Annotated in this window: 15 protein-coding genes; 4 read left to right on the top strand and 11 right to left on the bottom strand. The window is 72.6% G+C overall.

What is annotated here, in order from left to right; translation table 11 throughout:
* Positions 1-180: 180 nt before the first annotated feature.
* Complete coding sequence (locus ACZ4Z1_RS07775) at positions 181-951, top strand: YwiC-like family protein (RefSeq protein ID WP_468485676.1); 771 nt, start codon at positions 181-183, stop codon at positions 949-951.
* A 31-nt stretch (positions 952-982) separates the two neighbouring features.
* Here ACZ4Z1_RS07775 and ACZ4Z1_RS07770 read toward each other — a convergent pair whose 3' ends face one another.
* Genes ACZ4Z1_RS07770 through ACZ4Z1_RS07755 form a run of 4 tightly spaced genes read right to left on the bottom strand, consistent with a single transcriptional unit; the run spans position 983 to position 4,353 of the window.
* On the bottom strand, positions 983-1,783 hold the full coding sequence (locus ACZ4Z1_RS07770; protein WP_468485675.1) for an ABC transporter ATP-binding protein: 801 nt from the start codon (positions 1,781-1,783) through the stop codon (positions 983-985).
* Positions 1,776-2,588: an ABC transporter permease gene (locus tag ACZ4Z1_RS07765; protein WP_468485674.1), complete on the bottom strand. Its 813-nt coding sequence runs from the start codon at positions 2,586-2,588 to the stop codon at positions 1,776-1,778. The genes ACZ4Z1_RS07770 and ACZ4Z1_RS07765 overlap by 8 nt, the downstream gene beginning before the upstream one ends.
* Entirely contained in the window at positions 2,585-3,361 is a 777-nt protein-coding gene (locus ACZ4Z1_RS07760; RefSeq protein WP_468485673.1) for an ABC transporter permease, read from the bottom strand. The genes ACZ4Z1_RS07765 and ACZ4Z1_RS07760 overlap by 4 nt, the downstream gene beginning before the upstream one ends.
* Positions 3,362-3,390: 29 nt before the next feature.
* Complete coding sequence (locus tag ACZ4Z1_RS07755) at positions 3,391-4,353, bottom strand: ABC transporter substrate-binding protein (protein ID WP_468485672.1); 963 nt, start codon at positions 4,351-4,353, stop codon at positions 3,391-3,393.
* Between the two features lie 244 nt (positions 4,354-4,597).
* On the opposite strand from ACZ4Z1_RS07755, the gene ACZ4Z1_RS07750 reads away from it, so the two are divergent.
* On the top strand, positions 4,598-5,809 hold the full coding sequence (locus ACZ4Z1_RS07750) for a L,D-transpeptidase (protein ID WP_468485671.1): 1,212 nt from the start codon (positions 4,598-4,600) through the stop codon (positions 5,807-5,809).
* A gap of 26 nt (positions 5,810-5,835) precedes the next feature.
* On the top strand, positions 5,836-9,150 hold the full coding sequence (lysX, locus tag ACZ4Z1_RS07745) for a bifunctional lysylphosphatidylglycerol synthetase/lysine--tRNA ligase LysX (protein WP_468485670.1): 3,315 nt from the start codon (positions 5,836-5,838) through the stop codon (positions 9,148-9,150).
* Between the two features lie 64 nt (positions 9,151-9,214).
* Here lysX and ACZ4Z1_RS07740 read toward each other — a convergent pair whose 3' ends face one another.
* From ACZ4Z1_RS07740 to ACZ4Z1_RS07720, 5 genes are read right to left on the bottom strand one after another with little or no spacing between them, the layout of a single operon-like run.
* Positions 9,215-10,264: a 2-hydroxyacid dehydrogenase gene (locus tag ACZ4Z1_RS07740; RefSeq protein WP_468485669.1), complete on the bottom strand. Its 1,050-nt coding sequence runs from the start codon at positions 10,262-10,264 to the stop codon at positions 9,215-9,217.
* Positions 10,265-10,313: 49 nt separating this feature from the next.
* Entirely contained in the window at positions 10,314-10,946 is a 633-nt protein-coding gene (locus ACZ4Z1_RS07735) for a histidine phosphatase family protein (protein WP_468485668.1), read from the bottom strand.
* Positions 10,943-12,448 carry an FGGY-family carbohydrate kinase gene (locus ACZ4Z1_RS07730; protein WP_468485667.1) on the bottom strand — a complete coding sequence of 502 codons (1,506 nt, stop codon included), beginning with the start codon at positions 12,446-12,448 and terminating at the stop codon, positions 10,943-10,945. Before ACZ4Z1_RS07730 ends, ACZ4Z1_RS07735 begins: the two co-directional genes overlap by 4 nt.
* Entirely contained in the window at positions 12,441-14,045 is a 1,605-nt protein-coding gene (locus ACZ4Z1_RS07725) for an FGGY family carbohydrate kinase (RefSeq protein ID WP_468485666.1), read from the bottom strand. The genes ACZ4Z1_RS07730 and ACZ4Z1_RS07725 overlap by 8 nt, the downstream gene beginning before the upstream one ends.
* A gap of 13 nt (positions 14,046-14,058) precedes the next feature.
* Positions 14,059-15,375, bottom strand: coding sequence for an MFS transporter (locus ACZ4Z1_RS07720; RefSeq protein ID WP_468485665.1), 1,317 nt, complete (start codon positions 15,373-15,375; stop codon positions 14,059-14,061).
* 303 nt (positions 15,376-15,678) lie between these two features.
* On the opposite strand from ACZ4Z1_RS07720, the gene ACZ4Z1_RS07715 reads away from it, so the two are divergent.
* Positions 15,679-16,455, top strand: a complete 777-nt coding sequence (locus ACZ4Z1_RS07715; RefSeq protein WP_468485664.1) for a DeoR/GlpR family DNA-binding transcription regulator — start codon at positions 15,679-15,681, stop codon at positions 16,453-16,455.
* Between the two features lie 51 nt (positions 16,456-16,506).
* Here the strand turns inward: ACZ4Z1_RS07715 and ACZ4Z1_RS07710 are convergent, their stop codons facing one another.
* Positions 16,507-17,994 carry an aromatic amino acid ammonia-lyase gene (locus ACZ4Z1_RS07710; RefSeq protein WP_468485663.1) on the bottom strand — a complete coding sequence of 496 codons (1,488 nt, stop codon included), beginning with the start codon at positions 17,992-17,994 and terminating at the stop codon, positions 16,507-16,509.
* Positions 17,995-18,086: 92 nt separating this feature from the next.
* Entirely contained in the window at positions 18,087-18,632 is a 546-nt protein-coding gene (locus ACZ4Z1_RS07705) for a hypothetical protein (RefSeq protein ID WP_468485662.1), read from the bottom strand.
* Between the last annotated feature and the right edge of the window lie 39 nt (positions 18,633-18,671).

Raw genomic sequence — 18,671 nt, 5'->3', positions numbered from 1 at the left:
CCATACAGGTGATCACTACGGGTCACCGACCGGCGCGTGGGTCACCGACTGCTTTTCACGTTCCGCTCCGGGCGCGAAAAGCCGCTGATTCCGTGCAGGTCCGCAACGGAAGACCTCGGGGACCTTGGTCCCGGACCTTCGGCCGCCCGAACCGTCCTGCGCACCGCCTATATTCATGGGATGAGCACATCGCGGGGGCAGCGCGCACTGCGCCGCTGGATACCGAACCAGCACGGCGCCTGGGCCATGCTGGTCGTACCGCTCCTGGCAGGCGCGCTGCTGGGCGGGTTCGACGCGTGGCACGCCGTGCTGCTGCCCGCGTGGCTGCTGGCCTATTGCACGGCTTTCCACGGCCAGCAATACGTGCGGCTGCGCCGCGTTTCCCGCAATCCCCGCGCGCCGCGCCGCCATCTGGCGCCGCTGGCCGGATTCGGTGCGGCTTTCGCCGTATGTGCCGTACCGCTCGCCGTGGCCCGTCCCTGGCTGTTGCTCGCCGGATTGTGCGCGGTGCCCTTCTTCGCCGTCAATATCGTCTACGCGTACCGCAACGAGGAACGCGCCACGGTCAACGGAATCGCGGCGGTGGTGCCCGCCTGCGGAATGCTGCTCGTTTCGTACCGGCTGGGCAGCGGCACCGTCGGTTCCGGCGCCTGGCAGGCTGCTGCGGCCTGCTTCCTGTATTTCACCGGGACCGTGCTCCATGTGAAGACGATGATCCGCGAGCGCGGGAGCGAGACCTTCCGGGTGGCGTCGGCGGTCTACCACGGACTCGCGGTGGTGGCCGCCGTCTCACTGGACCCGTGGCTGGCGGTGCCGTTCGTCGTGTTCTTCCTGCGAGCCGTGGCGCTGCCCGCACGAGGCGTGCGGGTGGCGGTGGTCGGCGCCGTGGAGGTGCTGTGCTCGGTGCTGCTGCTGGCCTTCATCGTGTGCTGCCACCTGTTTCCCTGCTGAGGGTCCACTGCGCTGGGCGGCCGGGCCCGGGCTACTCCGGCTTCCAGGCCGGGGCGTCCGCACCCGTCACGCCGCTCTTCGCGTGCTTGATCTGCGCGTAGACATGGGCGCGCAGCTCGGCGAAGCGCGGGGCGGAGCGGGTGATGATCTGGTCGCGGGCGGACGGCAGGTCGACGAGGAGGTCCTCCTGGACGACGGTGGGCGCCGAGGACAGCACGATCACCCGCCGCCCCAGGTAGACCGCCTCGTCGATGTCGTGGGTGACCAGCAGCGTCGTCACTTTGAGCCGCTGCCACAGGGCGAGCAGCAGGTCCTCCAGTTCCGCCCGGGTCTGCGCGTCCACGGCGGCGAACGGCTCGTCCATCAGGAGCACCTGCGGCTCGTACGCGATGGCGCGGGCGATGGCGACGCGCTGTTGCATGCCGCCGGAGAGCTGCCACGGGTGGGCCGCCGCCGTGTCGGCCAGGCCGACGGCGGACAGGGCCTCCTCGACCAGTGCGCGGCGGCGCGGGGCGGGGATCTTCTTCTCGCGCAGCGGGAGTTCGACGTTCTTGCGCACGGTCATCCAGGGAAAGAGGCTGCGCCCGTACTCCTGGAAGACGACGGCCATGTCCGGCGGCGGGCCGGTGACGCGGCGGCCCGCGACCCGTACCTCGCCCGATGTCGGTGACAGCAGCCCGGCGAGGCATTTGAGCAGGGTCGTCTTGCCGCAGCCGGAAGGCCCCACGACGCACACCAGATCGCCGCCGGCCACCCGGAAGTCGATCTTCCGTAGCGCCTCGACGCCGCCCCGCCCCTCGTACACCTTGCCCAGGCCGGTGATCTCAAGCATGTCGCCCCCGCTCCTCGCCGCGCGCCAAGTGCCAGGCCAGTATGCGGCGTTCGGCGGCCCGGAAGGCGAGCGAGAGGCCGAATCCGAGCAGTCCGAGGACGACGATGCCGCTCCACATCTCCGGGATGGCGAAGCCGCGCTGGAAGAGGACGACGGTGTGGCCGAGGCCGGAGGTGCTGGCGAACATCTCCCCGATGACCATCAGGATGATGCCGATCGACAGGGCCTGCCGCAGGCCCGCCATGATCTGCGGGCTCGCGGCGGGCAGCACGAGGTGGCGCAGCCGGGCGGTCCCGCGCAGCCCGAAGCAGCGGCCGGTGTCGTCCAGCACCTCGTCCACGGCGCGGACGCCCTCGACGGTGTTGAGCAGGACGGGCCACACGCAGCCGGAGACGATCACCAGCACCTTCATCGCGGTGTCCAGGCCCGCGAGCAGCATGATGAGGGGAACCAGGACGGGCGGCGGCACGGCGCGGAAGAACTCCAGTACGGGCTCGGCGGCGGCCCGCAGGGTGCGCGAGGAGCCGATCGCGACGCCGAGGCCGACGCCCAGCAGGCCCGCGAGGGCATAGCCGGTGAGCAGCCGGCCCACGCTGGGCAACACGTCCTCGGTGATCCGGACCGAGAACCACACCTTCGCGAAGGCGGTGGCGACCCGTCCCGGCGTCGGCAGGTAGAAGGTGGGGTTCGCGGAGCTGTAGGCCCACCAGCCGAGGATCAGCAGGACCGGCAGCCCCAGGACGCGCAGCAGGCGCAGGCCCGCCCGCCGCAGCGGCCCGGCAGGGCGCCGGTCCGCCGGGCTCATCGCGCCACCTCGCCCCGTACGGACGGATGCCAGGCCAGCACCCGGCGCTCCACGGCCCGCACCGCCGCGTTCACCGCGACCCCGACCAGCCCGGCCAGCACGATCAGCGCGTAGACCTCGGTGACCGCGCCGCCGGACTGGGCGAGCTGGATGCGCAGCCCCAGCCCGGGGCTGCCGATGACCAGTTCGGCGGTGACGGCGAGGATGAACGCCACCGCGGCGGCCAGCCGCACGCCGGTCATCACGTACGGCAGGGCCGTCGGCCACACGAGGTGGCGCAGGTGGGCCCAGCGGCCGAGGCGGTAGCTGCGGGCGGTCTCGCGGGCGACCGGGTCCACGTCGGCCACGCCGTACAGCACCTGGATGAGCACCTGCCAGAAGGAGGCGTAGACCACCAGGAGGAGGGTGGAACCGGTCTCGGCGCCGAAGAGGAGGGTGGCCAGCGGGATCAGCGCCACGGACGGGATGGGGCGCAGGAACTCGATGGTCGAGGCCGTGGCGGCACGCAGCCCCGGTACGGCGTCGATGAGTACGCCGAGGGCGACGGCCAGGCAGCAGGCGATGGCGAGGCCGAGCGCCCAGGAGCGCAGGGTCTCGCCGAGCGCGGTCCACAGGGTCGCGTCGCCCAGTTCGGCGGCGAGGCGGCGCAGGATGGCGGTGGCGGGCGGCAGATGGCGCGGGTCGACGAGGCCGAGCCTGGGCACCGCTTCGGCGACGGCGAAGAGGCACGCCAGGCCCACCAGGCCGAGGCCGGCGGCGCGCGGCGCACTCATCGGCGCCCCGGCGCGCGCCCCTCGGCGGGTCACGGCAGCAGCGCGCCGACGTCGGCGGGCCGTTCGAGGACACCATCCTTACGGGCGAAGTCGGCGATGGCCTGCACGGACGCGCGGTTGATCTCGGTGGGCCACTTCGGCAGCACGATCCGCTTGATCACCGCGGGCGGGATCTTGGTGTACTTGCCGAGCTCCTCGCGTACCGCCTCGGGGTGGGCGCGGGCGTGCGCCAGGGCCTGGTTGACGGCGGCGGTGAAACGCTTGACCAGGTCCGGCTTCTCGCGGAGCAGTTTCTCGCTGGTGAAGTACATGGCGACGGTGAGGTCGTCGGTGGCCTCGGCGAAGGGCCAGCACACCTCGTGGGCGCCCTGGTCGAGTGCCTGGGTCTGGAAGGGCTCGACGGTCCAGATCGCGTCCACCCGCCCGGCGGCGAGCGCGGCGGGCATGTCGGAGAGCGGGATCTCGGTGAACTCCAGCTTCTCGGGGTCCCCGCCCGCCCGGCGCACGGCGGCCCGGATGGTGGTGTCGCCGATGTTCTTGAGCTGGTTGACGGCGATCCGGTGGCCGGGGAGGTCCTTGGCCGACTTGATGGGGCTGCCCTTGGGGACGAGGACGGCGCTGTAGTCCTTGCCGGCTCCGGTCTGCCCGGTGGAGGCCACGCCGTTGGCCACCGCCTTCAGGGGCAGTCCCTGTTCGCGGGCGGTGAGCAGGGTGGTGGTGTTGCTGAAGCCGAAGTCGAACTGGCCGCTGACCACGCCGGAGGAGCTGTACGCACCCCCTTGGACGGGTGTGATCTTCGCGTCGATGCCCTGCTTGGCGAAGAAGCCGTGCGAGCGGGCCAGGTGGACCGGTGCGGTGTCGACGATGGAGAGCGCGCCGATCTCGATACTGTCCCGCCCGTCACCGCCCGAGCCGGACCCGTCGTTCCCGCACGCCGTGAGAGTGAGGAGAAGTGCTGCTGCTGCCGCCACGGCGGCCCGTAAGCGATACACGCGGGAACCGTAGGGGCGGGCGGGAGCGTCGTCAACGGTGCAGAGGCAACAGTCGAACAACGGGCCGGGAGGGAACCGGCGAGCAGCACACCGCAATGCGGACCACGGACCACGCCACCGCGCGGGCGCGCCGCGCGCCGGTGGCGCGGCGTGTCGTGGATCACGTCACGCACCGCAACGGAATGCAGGTGGTTCGCGTCTTAGCGGCCGACATCCGCCGGACCGCTCTCACGGAAAGCCCCGAATGAACCCTGCCTCCGCCCCCCACCGCCACCGCGCGCCGCGCCGTGCGCGGGCCGCGCTGGCCCTGGTGCCACTGCTCGGCATCGGTGCGCTGACCGCCTGCGGAGGCCCCGCGGCGTCCGCGTCCAAGGGCGCTCCGGTACGGGTGTCGCTGAGCGCGGCGAACGGTGTGAAGACCGTGCAGGCGGGCGACAAACTCCAGGTCAGCGCCTCCGGCGGCACCCTGACCCAGGTGGTCGTGACCGACCCGAAGGGCCGCCGGCTGTCCGGCGGGCTGGGAGACGGCGGACGGGTGTGGACCTCCCACGAGCCGACCGTGCCGGACACCCGGTACTCGGTCGTGGCCGAGGCCGAGAACGCGCAGGGCGGCACGAACACGGTCAAGGAGTCGCTGACCACCGCCCAGGCGGACAAGCTGAACAAGCTGGTGCTGAGCCCCGGCTCGCAGGGCGCCACCGTCGGCGTGGCCCAGCCCGTCTCGATCACCTTCGACTTCCCGGTGACCGACAAGGCCGCCGTGGAGAAGCACCTGAAGGTCACCACCGACAACGGCACGGCCGGCGCGTGGGGCTGGGTCAAGGACCACTCCGGCAAGGACCGGGTGGACTGGCGGCCGCGGGAGTACTGGAAACCGGGCACCAAGGTCGGGCTCCGCGCCGACCTGAACGGAGTGGACTCCGGCGGCGGCCGCTACTTCGCCAAGGACTACGACCTGAACTTCAGCATCGGCGCCAGCCATGTGATCAAGGTCGATCTGGACAGCAAGCACCTGACGTTCACCGAGAACGGAAAGGAGGTGAAGGACATCCCCTTCTCCGCCGGCCGGCCGGACGCGCAGCACGCCACCTGGACGGGCATCTTCCCGCTCATGGCGAAGGAGGGCACGATCGTCATGAACTCCGAGACCGTGGGGCTGGGCGACGCGTACGAGAAGACGGTCCGCGACGCCATGAAGCTCACCAGCTCCGGCACGTACGCGCACGCGGCGCCGTGGAACGCCGGCAAGGTGGGCCGGGTGAACGACAGTTCCGGCTGCATCGGGCTGGCCGACGCCGACGCCGACTGGCTCTACTCCAAGGTCCGCGTCGGTGACCCGTTCGAGGTCACCGGTTCCTCCGAACGGGGGAGGGCGGCCGAGAACAACGGATTCGGGGACTGGATGGTCGACTGGCCCCAGTGGCAGAAGAAGAGCGCCCTCCCATCGAGCAGCTGACCCCTTACAGAGCCTAGTGTGACGGAATGAGCACCGTGCAGGACCAGGACCAAATAACGGCGTGGGCGCGCTTTCGCCGCCGCGTGCCCAACGGCTTCGCCATCTTCTTCAGCCTTCTGGGGCTGTTCTGCGCCGTCACGGCGCTGATCGGGCCGCTGCGACGCGCCCTGAAACCGGTCATCCAATGGCTGGACACCCTGACCATCGTGGTCGAACCGAACCTCGCGTACGCGGTCTTCCTCTTCCTGCTGGCCGCGGCCATGACCGCGCGCAAACGGGTCGCCCTGTGGTTCGCCGTCGTCTACATGGTGCTGGTGACGCTGACCGACGCGATCCTCGTGATCGACGGATACCGGGAGTACTACTTCTCCCTGGTGCTGTGCGCGGCCGCGCTGGTGCTGCTGCTCGTCGCGCACCGCGAGTTCTACGCGATCACCCGCCGCGGCGCGTTCTGGCGCGCCGCCGGCGTACTGGTCGCGGGCCTGGTGGTGTCGATCCTCGTCGGCTGGGGCCTGGTGTCGCTCTTCCCTGGCAGCCTGGAGCGCGGCGCCGACAGCCGCCTGCTGTGGGCGGCCGACCGGGTCTGCGGCGGTCTGCTCAGCAACCACCAGTTCCACGGCCACCCGCCGCACTGGATCATCTTCCTGCTCGGCCTGTTCGGCGCGGTGGCGCTGCTCAACGCGGCCCTGACGCTCTTCCGGTCGCAGCGCATGGAGGCCGCGCTGCACGGCGACGAGGAGACCCGCATCCGGGCACTGCTGGCCCGCTACGGCGGCCGGGACTCGCTCGGCTACTTCGCCACCCGCCGGGACAAGGCCGTGGTCTTCTCCCCCAGCGGCAAGGCCGCCGTCACCTACCGCGTGGAGGCCGGCGTCTGCCTGGCCAGCGGTGACCCGGTGGGTGACCGCGAGGCCTGGGGCCCGGCCATCGAGGAGTGGCTGAAGGTCGCCGGGCGCTACGGCTGGCAGCCCGCCGTCATGGGCGCCAGCGAGGACGGCGCCAAGGCGTTCGCGCGCAGCGGCCTGAGCGCGCTGCAGCTCGGTGACGAGGCGATCCTGCACGTCAAGGACTTCGACCTGGACGGCCGCGAGATGCGGGTGACCCGCCAGGCCGTCAACCGCGTCGAGCGCACCGGCGCCGCCTTCCGGGTCCGCCGGCACTCCGAGCTGTCGGATACGGAGATGCAGGAGGTCATCCACCGGGCCGACGCCTGGCGCGACACCGAGACCGAGCGCGGCTTCTCGATGGCGCTGGACCGGCTCGGCGACCCCGAGGACGGGGACTGCCTGCTGGCCGAGGCGTTCGACGGCGACGGCAACATGATGGCCCTGCTGTCGTTCGTGCCGTGGGGCAAGGACGGCATCTCGCTGGACGTGATGCGCCGCGACCGCAGCGCGCCGAACGGCGTGATGGAGTACATGGTCGCCCAGCTGTGCGCGCACGCCGGGCAGCTCGGCGTGCGCCGGATCTCGCTGAACTTCGCGGTCTTCCGGTCCGCCTTCGAGGAGGGCGCCCGCATCGGCGCGGGACCGATCCTGAAGGTCTGGCGCAAGCTGCTGCTGTTCTTCTCCAAGTGGTGGCAGCTGGAGGCGCTGTACCGCTCCAACGCGAAGTACGCCCCCGAGTGGTACCCGCGCTTCCTGTGCTACGCGGACACCGGCGCCCTGGCCCGCATCGGCCTGGCCTCCGGCATCGCCGAGGGCTTCGTGGCCGTCCCGAGCCTGGGCAAGCTGTGGGGCAAGGGCCGCAAGAAGCGGGTGATGGCCCCGGCCAGCACCGCCAACCTGCCGTCGCTGGACGAGCTGGGCCTGGTGGAGAAGCCCGCGAGCGAGGAGGAGCTGCGCGAGCGGGAGCTGGCGGCGCTGCCGGAGCAGGTCCGCGTGCGGCACCGCAAGCTGGAGCGGCTGCGTACGGAGGGCACCGACCCGTACCCGGTCGGCGTGCAGCGCACCCACACGCTCGGTGCCGTCCGCGACGAGCACCCGGACCTGGAGCCCGGCACACGCACCGGCAAGGTCGTACGGATCGCCGGCCGGGTGCTGCTCACCCGTGACCACGGCGGTGTGCTGTTCGCGGTGCTGCGCGACTGGTCGGGTGACCTCCAGGCCGCGCTGACCCGGGAGGGCACCGGCGCCGAGGAGCTGGCGCGCTTCGGTTCCGACATCGACCTCGGTGACCACATCGAGGCCGAGGGCGAGGTCGGCGCGAGCGACCGCGGTGAGCTGACGGTCTTCGTCACCCACTGGCGGCTGACGGCCAAGTGCCTGCGCCCGCTGCCCGACAAGCGGCGCGGCCTGACCGATCCGGAGGCCAAGGTCCGCCAGCGTTACGTGGACCTGGTCGTCTCGCCGGACTCGCGGGAGAACCTGCGGGCCCGCAGCACCGCGGTGCAGGCGCTGCGCCAGGGTCTGATCGAGCGCGGCTACCTGGAGGTCGAGACGCCGATGCTCCAGCAGATCCACGGCGGCGCCAACGCGCGTCCGTTCCAGACCCACATCAACGCCTACGATCTGGACCTGTACCTGCGCATCGCGCCGGAGCTGTACCTGAAGCGGCTGTGCGTGGGCGGTATGGAGAAGGTCTTCGAGATGGGACGCACGTTCCGCAACGAGGGCATCTCCTACAAGCACAACCCCGAGTTCACGATGCTGGAGGCGTACCAGGCGTTCGCCGATTACGACGTGATGCTCGACCTGACGCGGGAGCTGATCCAGGGCGCGGCGGTCGCCGCGTTCGGCAGCGCCACCGCCCGCAAGGCGGACGCCGACGGCCGGCTCGTCGAGCACGACATCTCGGGCATCTGGCCGGTCAAGACGGTCTACGGCGCGATCTCGGAAGCCCTGGGCGAAGAGGTCGACGCGGACACGAACCCGGATGTGCTGCGCCGCCTGTGCAACGCCTCGCAGGTTCCGGTGAAGGCCGAGATGGGCCGCGGTGACATCGTCCTGGAGATGTACGAGCGGCTGGTCGAGGAGAAGACCACGCTGCCCACCTTCTACAAGGACTTCCCCACCGACGTCTCGCCGCTGACCCGCCAGCACCGCAAGGACCCGCGCGTCGCGGAGCGCTGGGACCTGGTGGCGTTCGGTACCGAGCTGGGCACCGCCTACTCGGAGCTGACCGACCCGGTCGAGCAGCGTCGCCGGCTGACCGCCCAGTCGCTGCTGGCGGCGGGCGGCGACCCGGAGGCCATGGAGCTGGACGAGGACTTCCTCCAAGCCTTGGAGTACGCGATGCCGCCGACCGGTGGTCTGGGCATCGGCGTGGACCGCCTCGTCATGTTCCTCACCGGTCTGTCGATCCGCGAGACGCTGCCGTTCCCGCTGGTGCGGCGCCGGTAGGCACGCGAAGACAAGGGCCGCTCCCGTCCGGGGGCGGCCCTTCGTCATGCCGGGAGCGGGCGGGTCAGCCGCCCAGCACCGCCGGGTTGGCGCAGTGCGCGAGCGGCTCGCCGCGCAGGAAGCGGGCGGCCTCGGCGGCGACGATACGGGCCGCCTTGTGCGCGACCTGGCGGCTGCCGCCCGCGATGTGCGGGGTCAGTACGACGCCGGGCGCGGTCAGCAGGCGGGAGCCGGCCGGGACCGGCTCCTCGGGGAAGACGTCGAAGCCGGCGCCCCTGAGCTGCCCGGACTCCAGCGCGTCGCAGACCGCTTCGTAGTCCACGAGGGCGCCGCGCGCGCAGTTGACCAGGACGGAGCCGTGCGGCATCGCGGCGAGCTGCGCGCGGCCGATCATGCCGCGGGTCTCCTCGGTGAGGCGGGCGTGCAGGGACACGATGCGGGAGCGGCGCAGCAGTTCGTCCAGGCCGACCTGTTCGGCGACGCCCGTCAGCGCCTCGGGGGCGGCGTACGGGTCGTGGACGAGGACGTGCGCGCCCATGGCGGCCAGCACCTTGGCGACGCGGCTGCCGATCGCCCCGTACCCGACCAGGCCGACCGTGGTGCCCTCGATCTCGATGCCGCACTTGTCGTAGTCGTAGTAGTCGCCGCGCCAGATGCCCTGCCGCAGGTCGGTGTGGGTGTCGCCGACGCCGCGGGCGGCAGCCAGGAGCAGGGTGAGGGTGTGCTCGGCGGTGGCGGTGGCGTTGCGGCCGGGAGCGTAGCAGACGGCGACGCCGTGCCGGGTGGCGGCGTCCAGATTGGCGTTGACCGGGCCGCCGCGGCCGACGCAGAACAGTTCCAGGTCGGGGCAGTGGGCGAGGATGCGCTCGGTGAGGGCGGCGTGTTCGGTGACGCAGATGCGGACGCCCTGGAGCGCCTCGATGAGCTGGTCCTCCGTACCGGACGCCTCGTCGACCTCGGCGACCTTGCCGAGCGGGGTGTGCGGCCAGGGCAGCTGCAGCTCCCGGATCGCGTCGGCGGTCACCGCGCCGCCGGTGGCCTCGCGGACCGCCTCGGTGAGCAGGCTCGGGAGGATGAAGTGGTTGCCGGCGGCGAGGACGGTGGGGCTGCTCATGGGGTGTTTCTCCTGGGTGTGCGGTGTCGGCCTACGTACGGGAGGCGGGTCAGTGCGGTGCGGCGGTGACCGGCGCGTGCGTGGCGGGGGCGTTGAGGCGCAGCAGCGCGGCCTGGCCGTCCCGGACGCGCAGTTCGGTCAGCGCGCCGTTGAGGAGCTGCGGGAAGACGCGCCGGTAGTCGGCGAGCGGGATGCCCAGCAGGTGGCAGAGGAGGACCCGGACGAGGGTGGAGTGGGCGACGATCAGGACCCGGCCGTCCGGGTGGGCGCGTTCGATGTCGGCGAGGCAGTCGGCGGCGCGCAGGGCGGCGGCGCGGGGGTCCTCTCCCCCGGGCAGGTGGTGGCCCACCGGGTCGGCGAGGAACGCCTCCAGCTCCTCCGGGAAACGCCGGCGCATCTCGGCCTTGGTCAGGCCTTCACCGCGGCCGAAGTCCACCTCGTAGAGGCGTTCGTCGATGTGCGGGGTCAGACCGCAGGCCGCGGCGGCGGGCGCGGCGGTGCGCCGGGCGCGGGACAGCGGGGAGCACCAGACGGCGTCCAGGCGGGCGGTGGGGGCCCAGTCGGCGAGCGCGGCCGCCTGTTCCTCACCGCGTCCGGTCAGCGCCACGTCGGTGAGCCCGGCGTAGCGGTTCTCGGCGTGCCATTCCGTTTCGCCGTGGCGTACGAGGATGAAGTCGGTCACTGTGCGGCCCTCCTGCGGGCGTGGTCGGCCACGGTCTGGTCGAGCCAGCCACGGCGGGTCAGTTCGTCGAGGAAGCGGAGGTAGACGGGGAGCAGGCGGGCGGTACGGGCCGGGTCGGGGGTGAGGGGTGCGCCGGTGCGGACCATGGCGGCGGCGGCCTCCTGGAGGGTGACGCCGCCGGAGGTGGCGGCGAGCACGGCCATGCCGAGGGCGCCTTCGGCCTGTTCGGGCAGGTGGACGGAGCGGCCGAGCAGGTCGGCGCGGAGCTGCGACCAGTAGGGGTTGCGGGCGCCGCCGCCGGTGAAGGTGAGCGGTCCGTCGACGGGGGCGCCGAGGTGGTCGAGGCAGTCGAAGCAGAGGCGTTCGACGCAGGCGACGCCGAGCAGGAAGGCGTGGAACTCCTGCGCGCGGGTGGTCACGTCGCCGAGGGTGAAGGGTTCGGCGTCGGGTGCGCGGAAGGGGAAGCGTTCGCCGCCTGCCGAGACGAGGGGGTAGGTGACGGCGTCCCAGTCCTGTCCTTCGCGTTCGGCCTGTGCGGTGAGCGCGTCGAGGTCGTCGCCGTTCTCCGGGGTGAAGTGCCGGGCGAGGACGCCCGCGCCGGAGCTGGACGCGCCGCCGGGCAGCCAGTTCCCGTCCGGCCCGCGGTGGCAGTAGACGACGCCGTGCGGGTCGCGGATCAGGTGCGGGCTGGTGCCCTTGAGGACGAGGGTGGTGCCGAGCACCGAGTTCCAGGCGCCGGGCGCGAGCGCGCCGGCGCCGATCTGGGCGGCGCAGCCGTCGGTCATCCCGGCGACGACAGTGGTGCCTTCGGGGATGCCGGTGGCCGCGGCCGCGGCCGCGCAGACCGCGCCGAGGACGGTTTTGGGCCGTACGACCTGCGGCAGGACGCGTTCGGGGACGCCGAGCCGGGTGAGTTCGGCGGACGGCCAGCGTTCGTCGGCGAGGTGGTAGCCGGTCTTGAGGGCGTGGCTGGCGTCCGAGGGGACCTGATGGCCCGTCAGCCGCCAGGTGATGAGGTCGGGCTGGTGCAGCAGCCGGGCCCGCTCACCCAGACTCGGGTCCTGCCGGAGCAGCCAGAGCAGTTTGGGCAGGGCCCAGGAGGGCTGCATGGTGCGGTAGCCGAGCTCCTGCCACACCGCTCCCCCGGCCTCGTTGACGGCCTCGGCCTGGTCGGCGGCGCGCCCGTCGTCGTACATGAGGCCGGGGGTGAGCGGGGTGCCGTCGGCGTCGGCGAGGAGGATCGTGCTGGAGGTGGCGTCGAGGGCCAGGCCGCGTATCCGAACCGGATCGATGCCGGCGAGAGCCTCGCGACAGGCGGCGGACAGCGCGCTCCACCATTGCTCGGGCCGCTGCTCGTGGCGCCTGCCGTCGCGGTGGCTCGTCAGCGGCCGGGAGGCGGCGGCGAGCAGCTGTCCGGTCCCGTCGACGGCGACGCAGCGGGCGCTCTGCGTACCGAGGTCGAGGCCGAGCCAGACGGCGTCGGCGGTCAGGGCGTCAGACACGGTGGGGGGCTCCTCGGTCGGGGTGTTCGGGTGGTGCGGGTATCGGGTGCGGCAGGGCCGGCGGGCGGTCGGGGACTTCGGCGGCGCCGTGCGTCCCCTTCCGTCCGGTTCCGGGGCGCCAGCCCGCCTCGCGGGCGAGGGCGCGCCAGCGCAGGAAGTCCTCGTACAGCTCCGCGTACCGGGCGGCGCGCTCCGGGTCGGGCTCCCAACTGCTGCGCATCCGTACGTACTTGGTGGCCGCGCTGTGCATGCTGGACTCGGCGCCGGACAGCACCAGGCCGGTGAGGAACGCGCCCTTGGCGCCGAGTTCGGTGTCGCCGGACCGGGCGGTCGGCACGCCCGTCGCGTCCGCGATGAGCGCGCACCACGCGTCGCTGTTGGCGCCGCCGCCGCACAGGCGCAGTTCGCTGACGTGCGTACGGGAGGCGGTCAGCGAGTCGCGCAGTACGAGCGAGAGGCCGTCGAAGACCGCGCGGGCCAGGTCGGCGCGGGTGTGTTCCAGGGACAGGCCCCAGAATCCGCCCCGGGCGTGCCCGTCGAGGAACGGTGCCCGCTCGCCTGCCGGGGAGAGGTACGGCAGGAACATCAGGCCGCGCGCGCCCGGCTCGGACTCGAAGGCCAGCCGCGACAGCTCCGGCGGCCCGGACAGGTGCAGCGTACGGGCCGCCCAGCCGAGCACCTCGGCGCCGTTGAGGGTCGGGAAGGCGCGCAGGACGCGCTCCCGGCCGCGGTAGGCGATGGTGATGCCGGACGGTTCGCCGGTGGTGTCCACGCCGGTGCGGACGATCTCGGTGCACAGGGTGGTGCCGAGGATGCTGCACGCCTGGCCGGGGTTGACCACGCCGACGCCGCGCGCGGTGGCGGCGATGTCGTACGGGGCCATCACGACCGGGAGGCCGGCGGGCAGCCCGAGCTGGCCGGCCGCCTCGGAGGTGATCTCGGCGATCCGCTCGTGCTCGCCCAGCACCTTCGGCAGCAGCCGCTCGTACCCGGTCAGGCCGAAGAGGTCGAGGAGGTACGGGTCGTACGCGCCGGTGGCGTGGTCGAGGAAGGGCGCCGAGGCGTCCGACTCGTCGACGGCGGTGACGCCGGTCAGCCGCAGGAAGAGCCAGCCGGCGGCGGTGAGCGAGGCGTGCGAGCGGGCGAGCCGGTCCGGGTCGTGCCGGGCCAGCCACGCGAAGATCGCGTTGGGCATTCCGGCGCAGGTCAGCGAGCCGTTGCGGCGGAAGGCGGCCTCCAGGACGCCGTCCCGCTGCCACTGGCCGACGAGGTCGCCCGCCCGGCCGTCGGACCACAGGATCGCGGGTCCGGTGGGGCGGCCCCGGTCGTCCACGAGCCAGGCGCCGTCGCCCTGGGCGGTGAAGGAGACCAGCCATACGGGGTCGGCGGGGCCCGGGCGACCGGCGAGTTCGGACAGGGCGTTGCGGACGGTGAAGACGACGGCGTTCCAGACGGCGTCCATGTCCTGCTCGGCCCGGCCCGGGTGGGGGCGGAGCACTTCGGTGGCGAGCCGGGAGACCGCGACCTCGCGGCCCCGGTCGTCGAAGACGACGGACTTGATCATCGTGGTGCCGACGTCGATGGTCAGTACGGACATCAGGTGCGTCCTCTCACGCCGGTGACGGGGCGGACGGCGCGGCGGCAGCGGTGGGAGCCGCTCCCGCCGGCGCCGTGCCCGGCTCGTCCGGCAGCTTCAGGAAGACGGTGAGCACGGTACTGACCGCGTACATCCCCGCGAAGATCCAGACCACCCCTTCGACGCCGAGCGGTCCGGCGAAGACGGCGACGACGGCCGGTCCGACGAAGGTGCTGGCGCCCGCGCCCAGGTTGAGCGCCGCCAGTGCCTGGCCCTTGTGCCGCGGCTCCAGCGAGGGCATCAGTGCCGATATCGGGACGTACCCTGCCAGCGTAGCGCCGTAGAACGCGGCGACCACCAGGGCGAGGCCGAAGTCGGCGCCCGCCGCCTGCGGCACGTAGAACAGCAGCAGGGTGCTGACGGTGCAGCCCGCGCCGCCGAACCAGGCGATGGTGCGGCGCCAGCCGAAACGGTCGCCGATCATGCCGCACAGCAGGTTCGCCACGATGTTGGTCGCGAACATCGCGCTGAGCAGATGCAGCCACTGGGTGAGGCTGAAGCCGACGGTCCGGGTGAAGTGCACCGGCAGGATGACGAAGAACCCGAACTGCGAGGCCGTGTTGATGGTCCGTACGAGGGCGCCGGTGCCGACTCGGGGGTTGCGCCACAGGATCGTGACGCTGCCGAGCAGGGTGACCAGCGGGCTGTCGCCCTCGGTAGGCGGCCGCTTGCCGCCGTGGTCGTCGCGGACCAGCAGCAGGGCGATCAGCCCGCCGACGGCGACCAGGACGAGGGCGGCCCACAGCGTGGCGTACGCGCCGATGTGCGGGATCAGGCCGCTGGCGACCAGCGAGCCGAGGGTGGGCAGGCCGCCGGTGAAGGCGAACCAGAACCAGCCCATGGCGGTGCTCAGCCGGGCCCGCGGCGCGACCCCGGCGATCCAGACGAGGAACCCGTACGCGAACAGCGGATAGCCCAGGCCGCGCAGGCCGTAGCCCAGCATCATCAGGGGGTAGCTCCCCAGCGGGACGGCCGCGGCGAGGAAGACGGCCTGGAAGGCGCCCCAGATGGCGAGGCCGGTCCACATGACGCGGCGCGGGCCCCACAGCTCGGACAGCACGCCGGAGAGCCAGGCGGCGACGCCGGCCGCGATGCCGTAGACGGTGAACAGCAGCGCCACCCGGGGCTCCGGGACGCCCTGGTCGATCAGGTACGGCGCGAGGTAACCGGACTCGACCCCGTCTCCGATCATGAACAGGAGCAGGCCCAGGTAGCCCCAGGCGAGGGTCGGCGGGATGCCCAGACGTGTGGTCGCCCGTGTGATCGGCGAACGCGGGAGAGGGTTCTTCATCGAATCTCCCCTTTCTACGGCGGCAGGCGGTAGCAGGAGGCCTGCGGAACGGACGGAGCCGATGCAACAGTCCGGCCGAAACCAGCGTCAATGGTGGCCGGAAATCTTCGCACCGGGCCGGTGGCCTGCCGTGTTGTGTCCTGCCGGAGTCGCCGGTGAGGGCCGCGTCCGCCGCGCGCGCCACGTTAAATCCGTGCGAACATAACGCGGCGAATTCACACGGCGTACGGTGAGCACCGCGCGCCACGCACCCCCGGACGGCGGCCCCGTACGGCGCCCCGCACGGCACAGGAAGTGAGCACCATGGACCGGCTCGAAGCCCAGGAGGAGCGGCGCCGCCGCCTGCGGGACACCGTCATCGCCCGCGGCTTCGTCCGCACCTCGGACCTCGCCGAGGAGTACGGGATCAGCCTGATGACCGCCCACCGCGACCTGGACGCCCTCCAGGCGCAGGGCTGGCTGCGCAAGGTCCGCGGCGGGGCCACCGGGCTGCCGTCGGCACAGTTCCACGGGAGCGTGGCCGACCGGATGGCGGTGATGGCCCCGGTCAAGCAGGCTCTGGCACGGGCCGCGGCGACGCTGCTCGTCCCCGGCCAGACCGTCATGCTCGACGACAGCACCACCTGCCTCCTGCTGGCCCACCGGTTCGCCGAGCACGCGCCGCTGACCGTCATCACCAACTCACTGCCGGCCGTCACCACGCTCGCCAAGGAACCCGGCATCTCGCTGATCACCCTGGGCGGCGCCTACTTCCCGGCGTACGACGCGTTCATGGGCCTGCACACGGCGGACGCGGCACGGGCCTTCCGCGCCGATGTGCTGTTCCTGTCGACCACCGCCGTCACCAACGGCCGCTGCTACCACACCTCGCCGGAGACGGTGCAGGTCAAGCGGGCGATGATGGAGAGCGCGGCGCGGCGGGTACTGGTCGCCGACCACACCAAGTTCGCCAAGGGCGGGCTGTACGCGCTGGCGCCGCTGACCGACTTCCTGCTGATCGTGGACGACGGGCTGCCGGCGGCCGAGATCCGGGCCGTACGGGCGCGGGGCACCGAGGTGATGGTGGTGCCACGGCCCTGAGCCGGCGGTCGGGCGGACCCGGCTTGTGCATCAGCGCCCCCGGCCTCCGGGTCAGCAGGCGCGGTCGAGCACGTCGGCCGCGTCCCGTACGGAGACCGCCCACGGCCGGTCCGGCGCCACGGTCGGCTCCAGGGCGTCCAGCAGGCGCACGCAAGCGTCGGCGGCGGGGCGCCGCGCGCCCACGCGGACGGCCTGGCGCAGGGCGACGGCGAGCGAACCGTGCAGCAGGCGCAGCGTCCTGGCCTGCTTCAGCGCGGTGAACGCGGCCTGGGTGCCGAACGGGACGATGTCCTGGTTGTGCCAGTTGGTGGGGATGCTCTGCATGGCGGCGGGGGTCGTGGCGCGGCGCATCGCGACCACCAGGGAGGTCGCGGCGAGCTGGATGCCCTGCACGCCGTGGTCGCGGCCGGGGTCCTCGGCGAGCATCGGGGGGAGGCCGCCGTTGCGGCGCGGGTCGATCAGCAGGTCGAGCTGGCGTTCGGCGAGGTTGGCGAGCTGGGCGGCGGTGATGGACATCAGGTCGGCGGCGAAGGCGACCTGCTGGCCGAAGAAGTTGCCGCCGTGGGCGACGACGTCGCGCTCGGGGAAGAAGAGCGGGTTGTCGCTGATGCCGTTGAGGTCGTCGGTGACGACCTGGCGGGCGTGACGCAGACTGGTCGCGGCAGCACCGAGGATGTGCGGCGCGCAGCGCAGGGTGTAGGGCTCCTGGAGGGCGCGGGTGCCGCTCGGTTCGTGGCCGGTCAGCCGTTCGCGCAGGTCGGCTGCGCGTTCGGTGGTGTCCTGGTGGCCCAGTGCCTCGAAGATCTCCGGGTCGGTGAAGTCGGGGCGGCAGCCGAGGACGGCGGCGAGCAGAGCGGTCAGCGCGGTGCCGGCGGCCACCGAACGGTGCAGCTGGGCGAGCGCGAGGCCGGCCCCGGCCGCGGTCACGGAGGTGCCGTTGACCATGCCGAGCGCGTCCCTGCCGGTGAGCTCCACGGGCCGCAGCCCGGCCTCGGCGAGGGCTTTGCCGGCGGGCATACGGGTGGTGCCGACGTAAGCGTCACCGCGCCCTTGGAGAGACCGGAGGGCGTGCGCCAGGGGCGCGAGGTCACCGCTGGCGCCGACCGATCCGTACTCGGGCATCACCGGCGCGAAGGCCGTGCCGAGCATCGCCACGAGGGCGTCCACGGCGGCGGGCGCCACACCGGAACGGCCCCTGGCCAGGCTCCACAGGCGGGTGAGCAGGGTGGCCCGGGCCACCGGTGGTTCCAGATCGGGCCCCTGGCCGACCTCCAGGTGGCAGAGCACGTTCTCGCACTGGTCAGCACTCTCGTCCTGACCCGCGTAGACGACGAGGGGGCCGAAGCCGGTGGTGGTGCCGTAGATCTCGCGGCCCTTGCCCATACAGGTGTGCAGGTAGTCGTGGCAGCGGGCGACGGCGGCACGGGAGGCGTCGTCGAGCCGTACGGTGACGGGCCCGGCGGCGATTTCGAGCGTCTCGGGGGTCAGGACCGAAGGGAACCGCAACTCGGCCGTGGGGGTCCGCAATTTCGAGGACATCGCTTTCCTTGGGTGGGGATGACGGTGAGGCCGCGGGCGGGGGAACGCGCAGCCACGGTGACGGTGAGGCCGTGGGCGGCCGGTACGGGCGGTCAGCGCCCTCCGGTCGTGAACAGGTGGGCCCACGCCGTACCGGGCGCCTGCGGGCTGTCGCCGGGATCGGCGGCGATCGCCAGGACCTGGTCGGCGTCGCCGGTGGCGATGATGCGTGCGGCAGTGGTGCGGGCCGCGGCCACGACGTCTCCGATGGCGAGCGTGGCGACCAGCGGTCCGGTCAGGCCCCACACGGTGCTCAGGTGGCCGAGCGCCGTGGAGGGCACGTTCTGGAACAGCAGCGGCTTGGGCACCTGCCGCTGCCCGGCCACCGCGGCGTCGATGGCGGCCTGCGTCACCACATCGCCACGGGTGGCCGCGAGGACCAGCCCGGTACGCGGGCCGAGCTCCGGGGGCAGCGGAGGCGTGCCGTACCGGTCGGTGAGGCAGCGTTCGCCGACGGCCACCAGCAGCGGCGCGAAGGCGGAGGTGTCGAAGCGCGGAACCTCCGGCAGACGGGCCGCCGGGTCGTCCGGCGGCGGCCACTGGGCGCGGGTCTCGACGATCAGTTCCATGGCGTCCTCATGAGGCTCCTCCGCACTCATGACCTCGTGCGGTACGGGGTGGTCAGGGATTACGGCATG

It is taken from the genome of Streptomyces sp. NPDC030165 (assembly GCF_055573595.1).
This window is presented reverse-complemented; position numbering and strand designations above follow the sequence as displayed.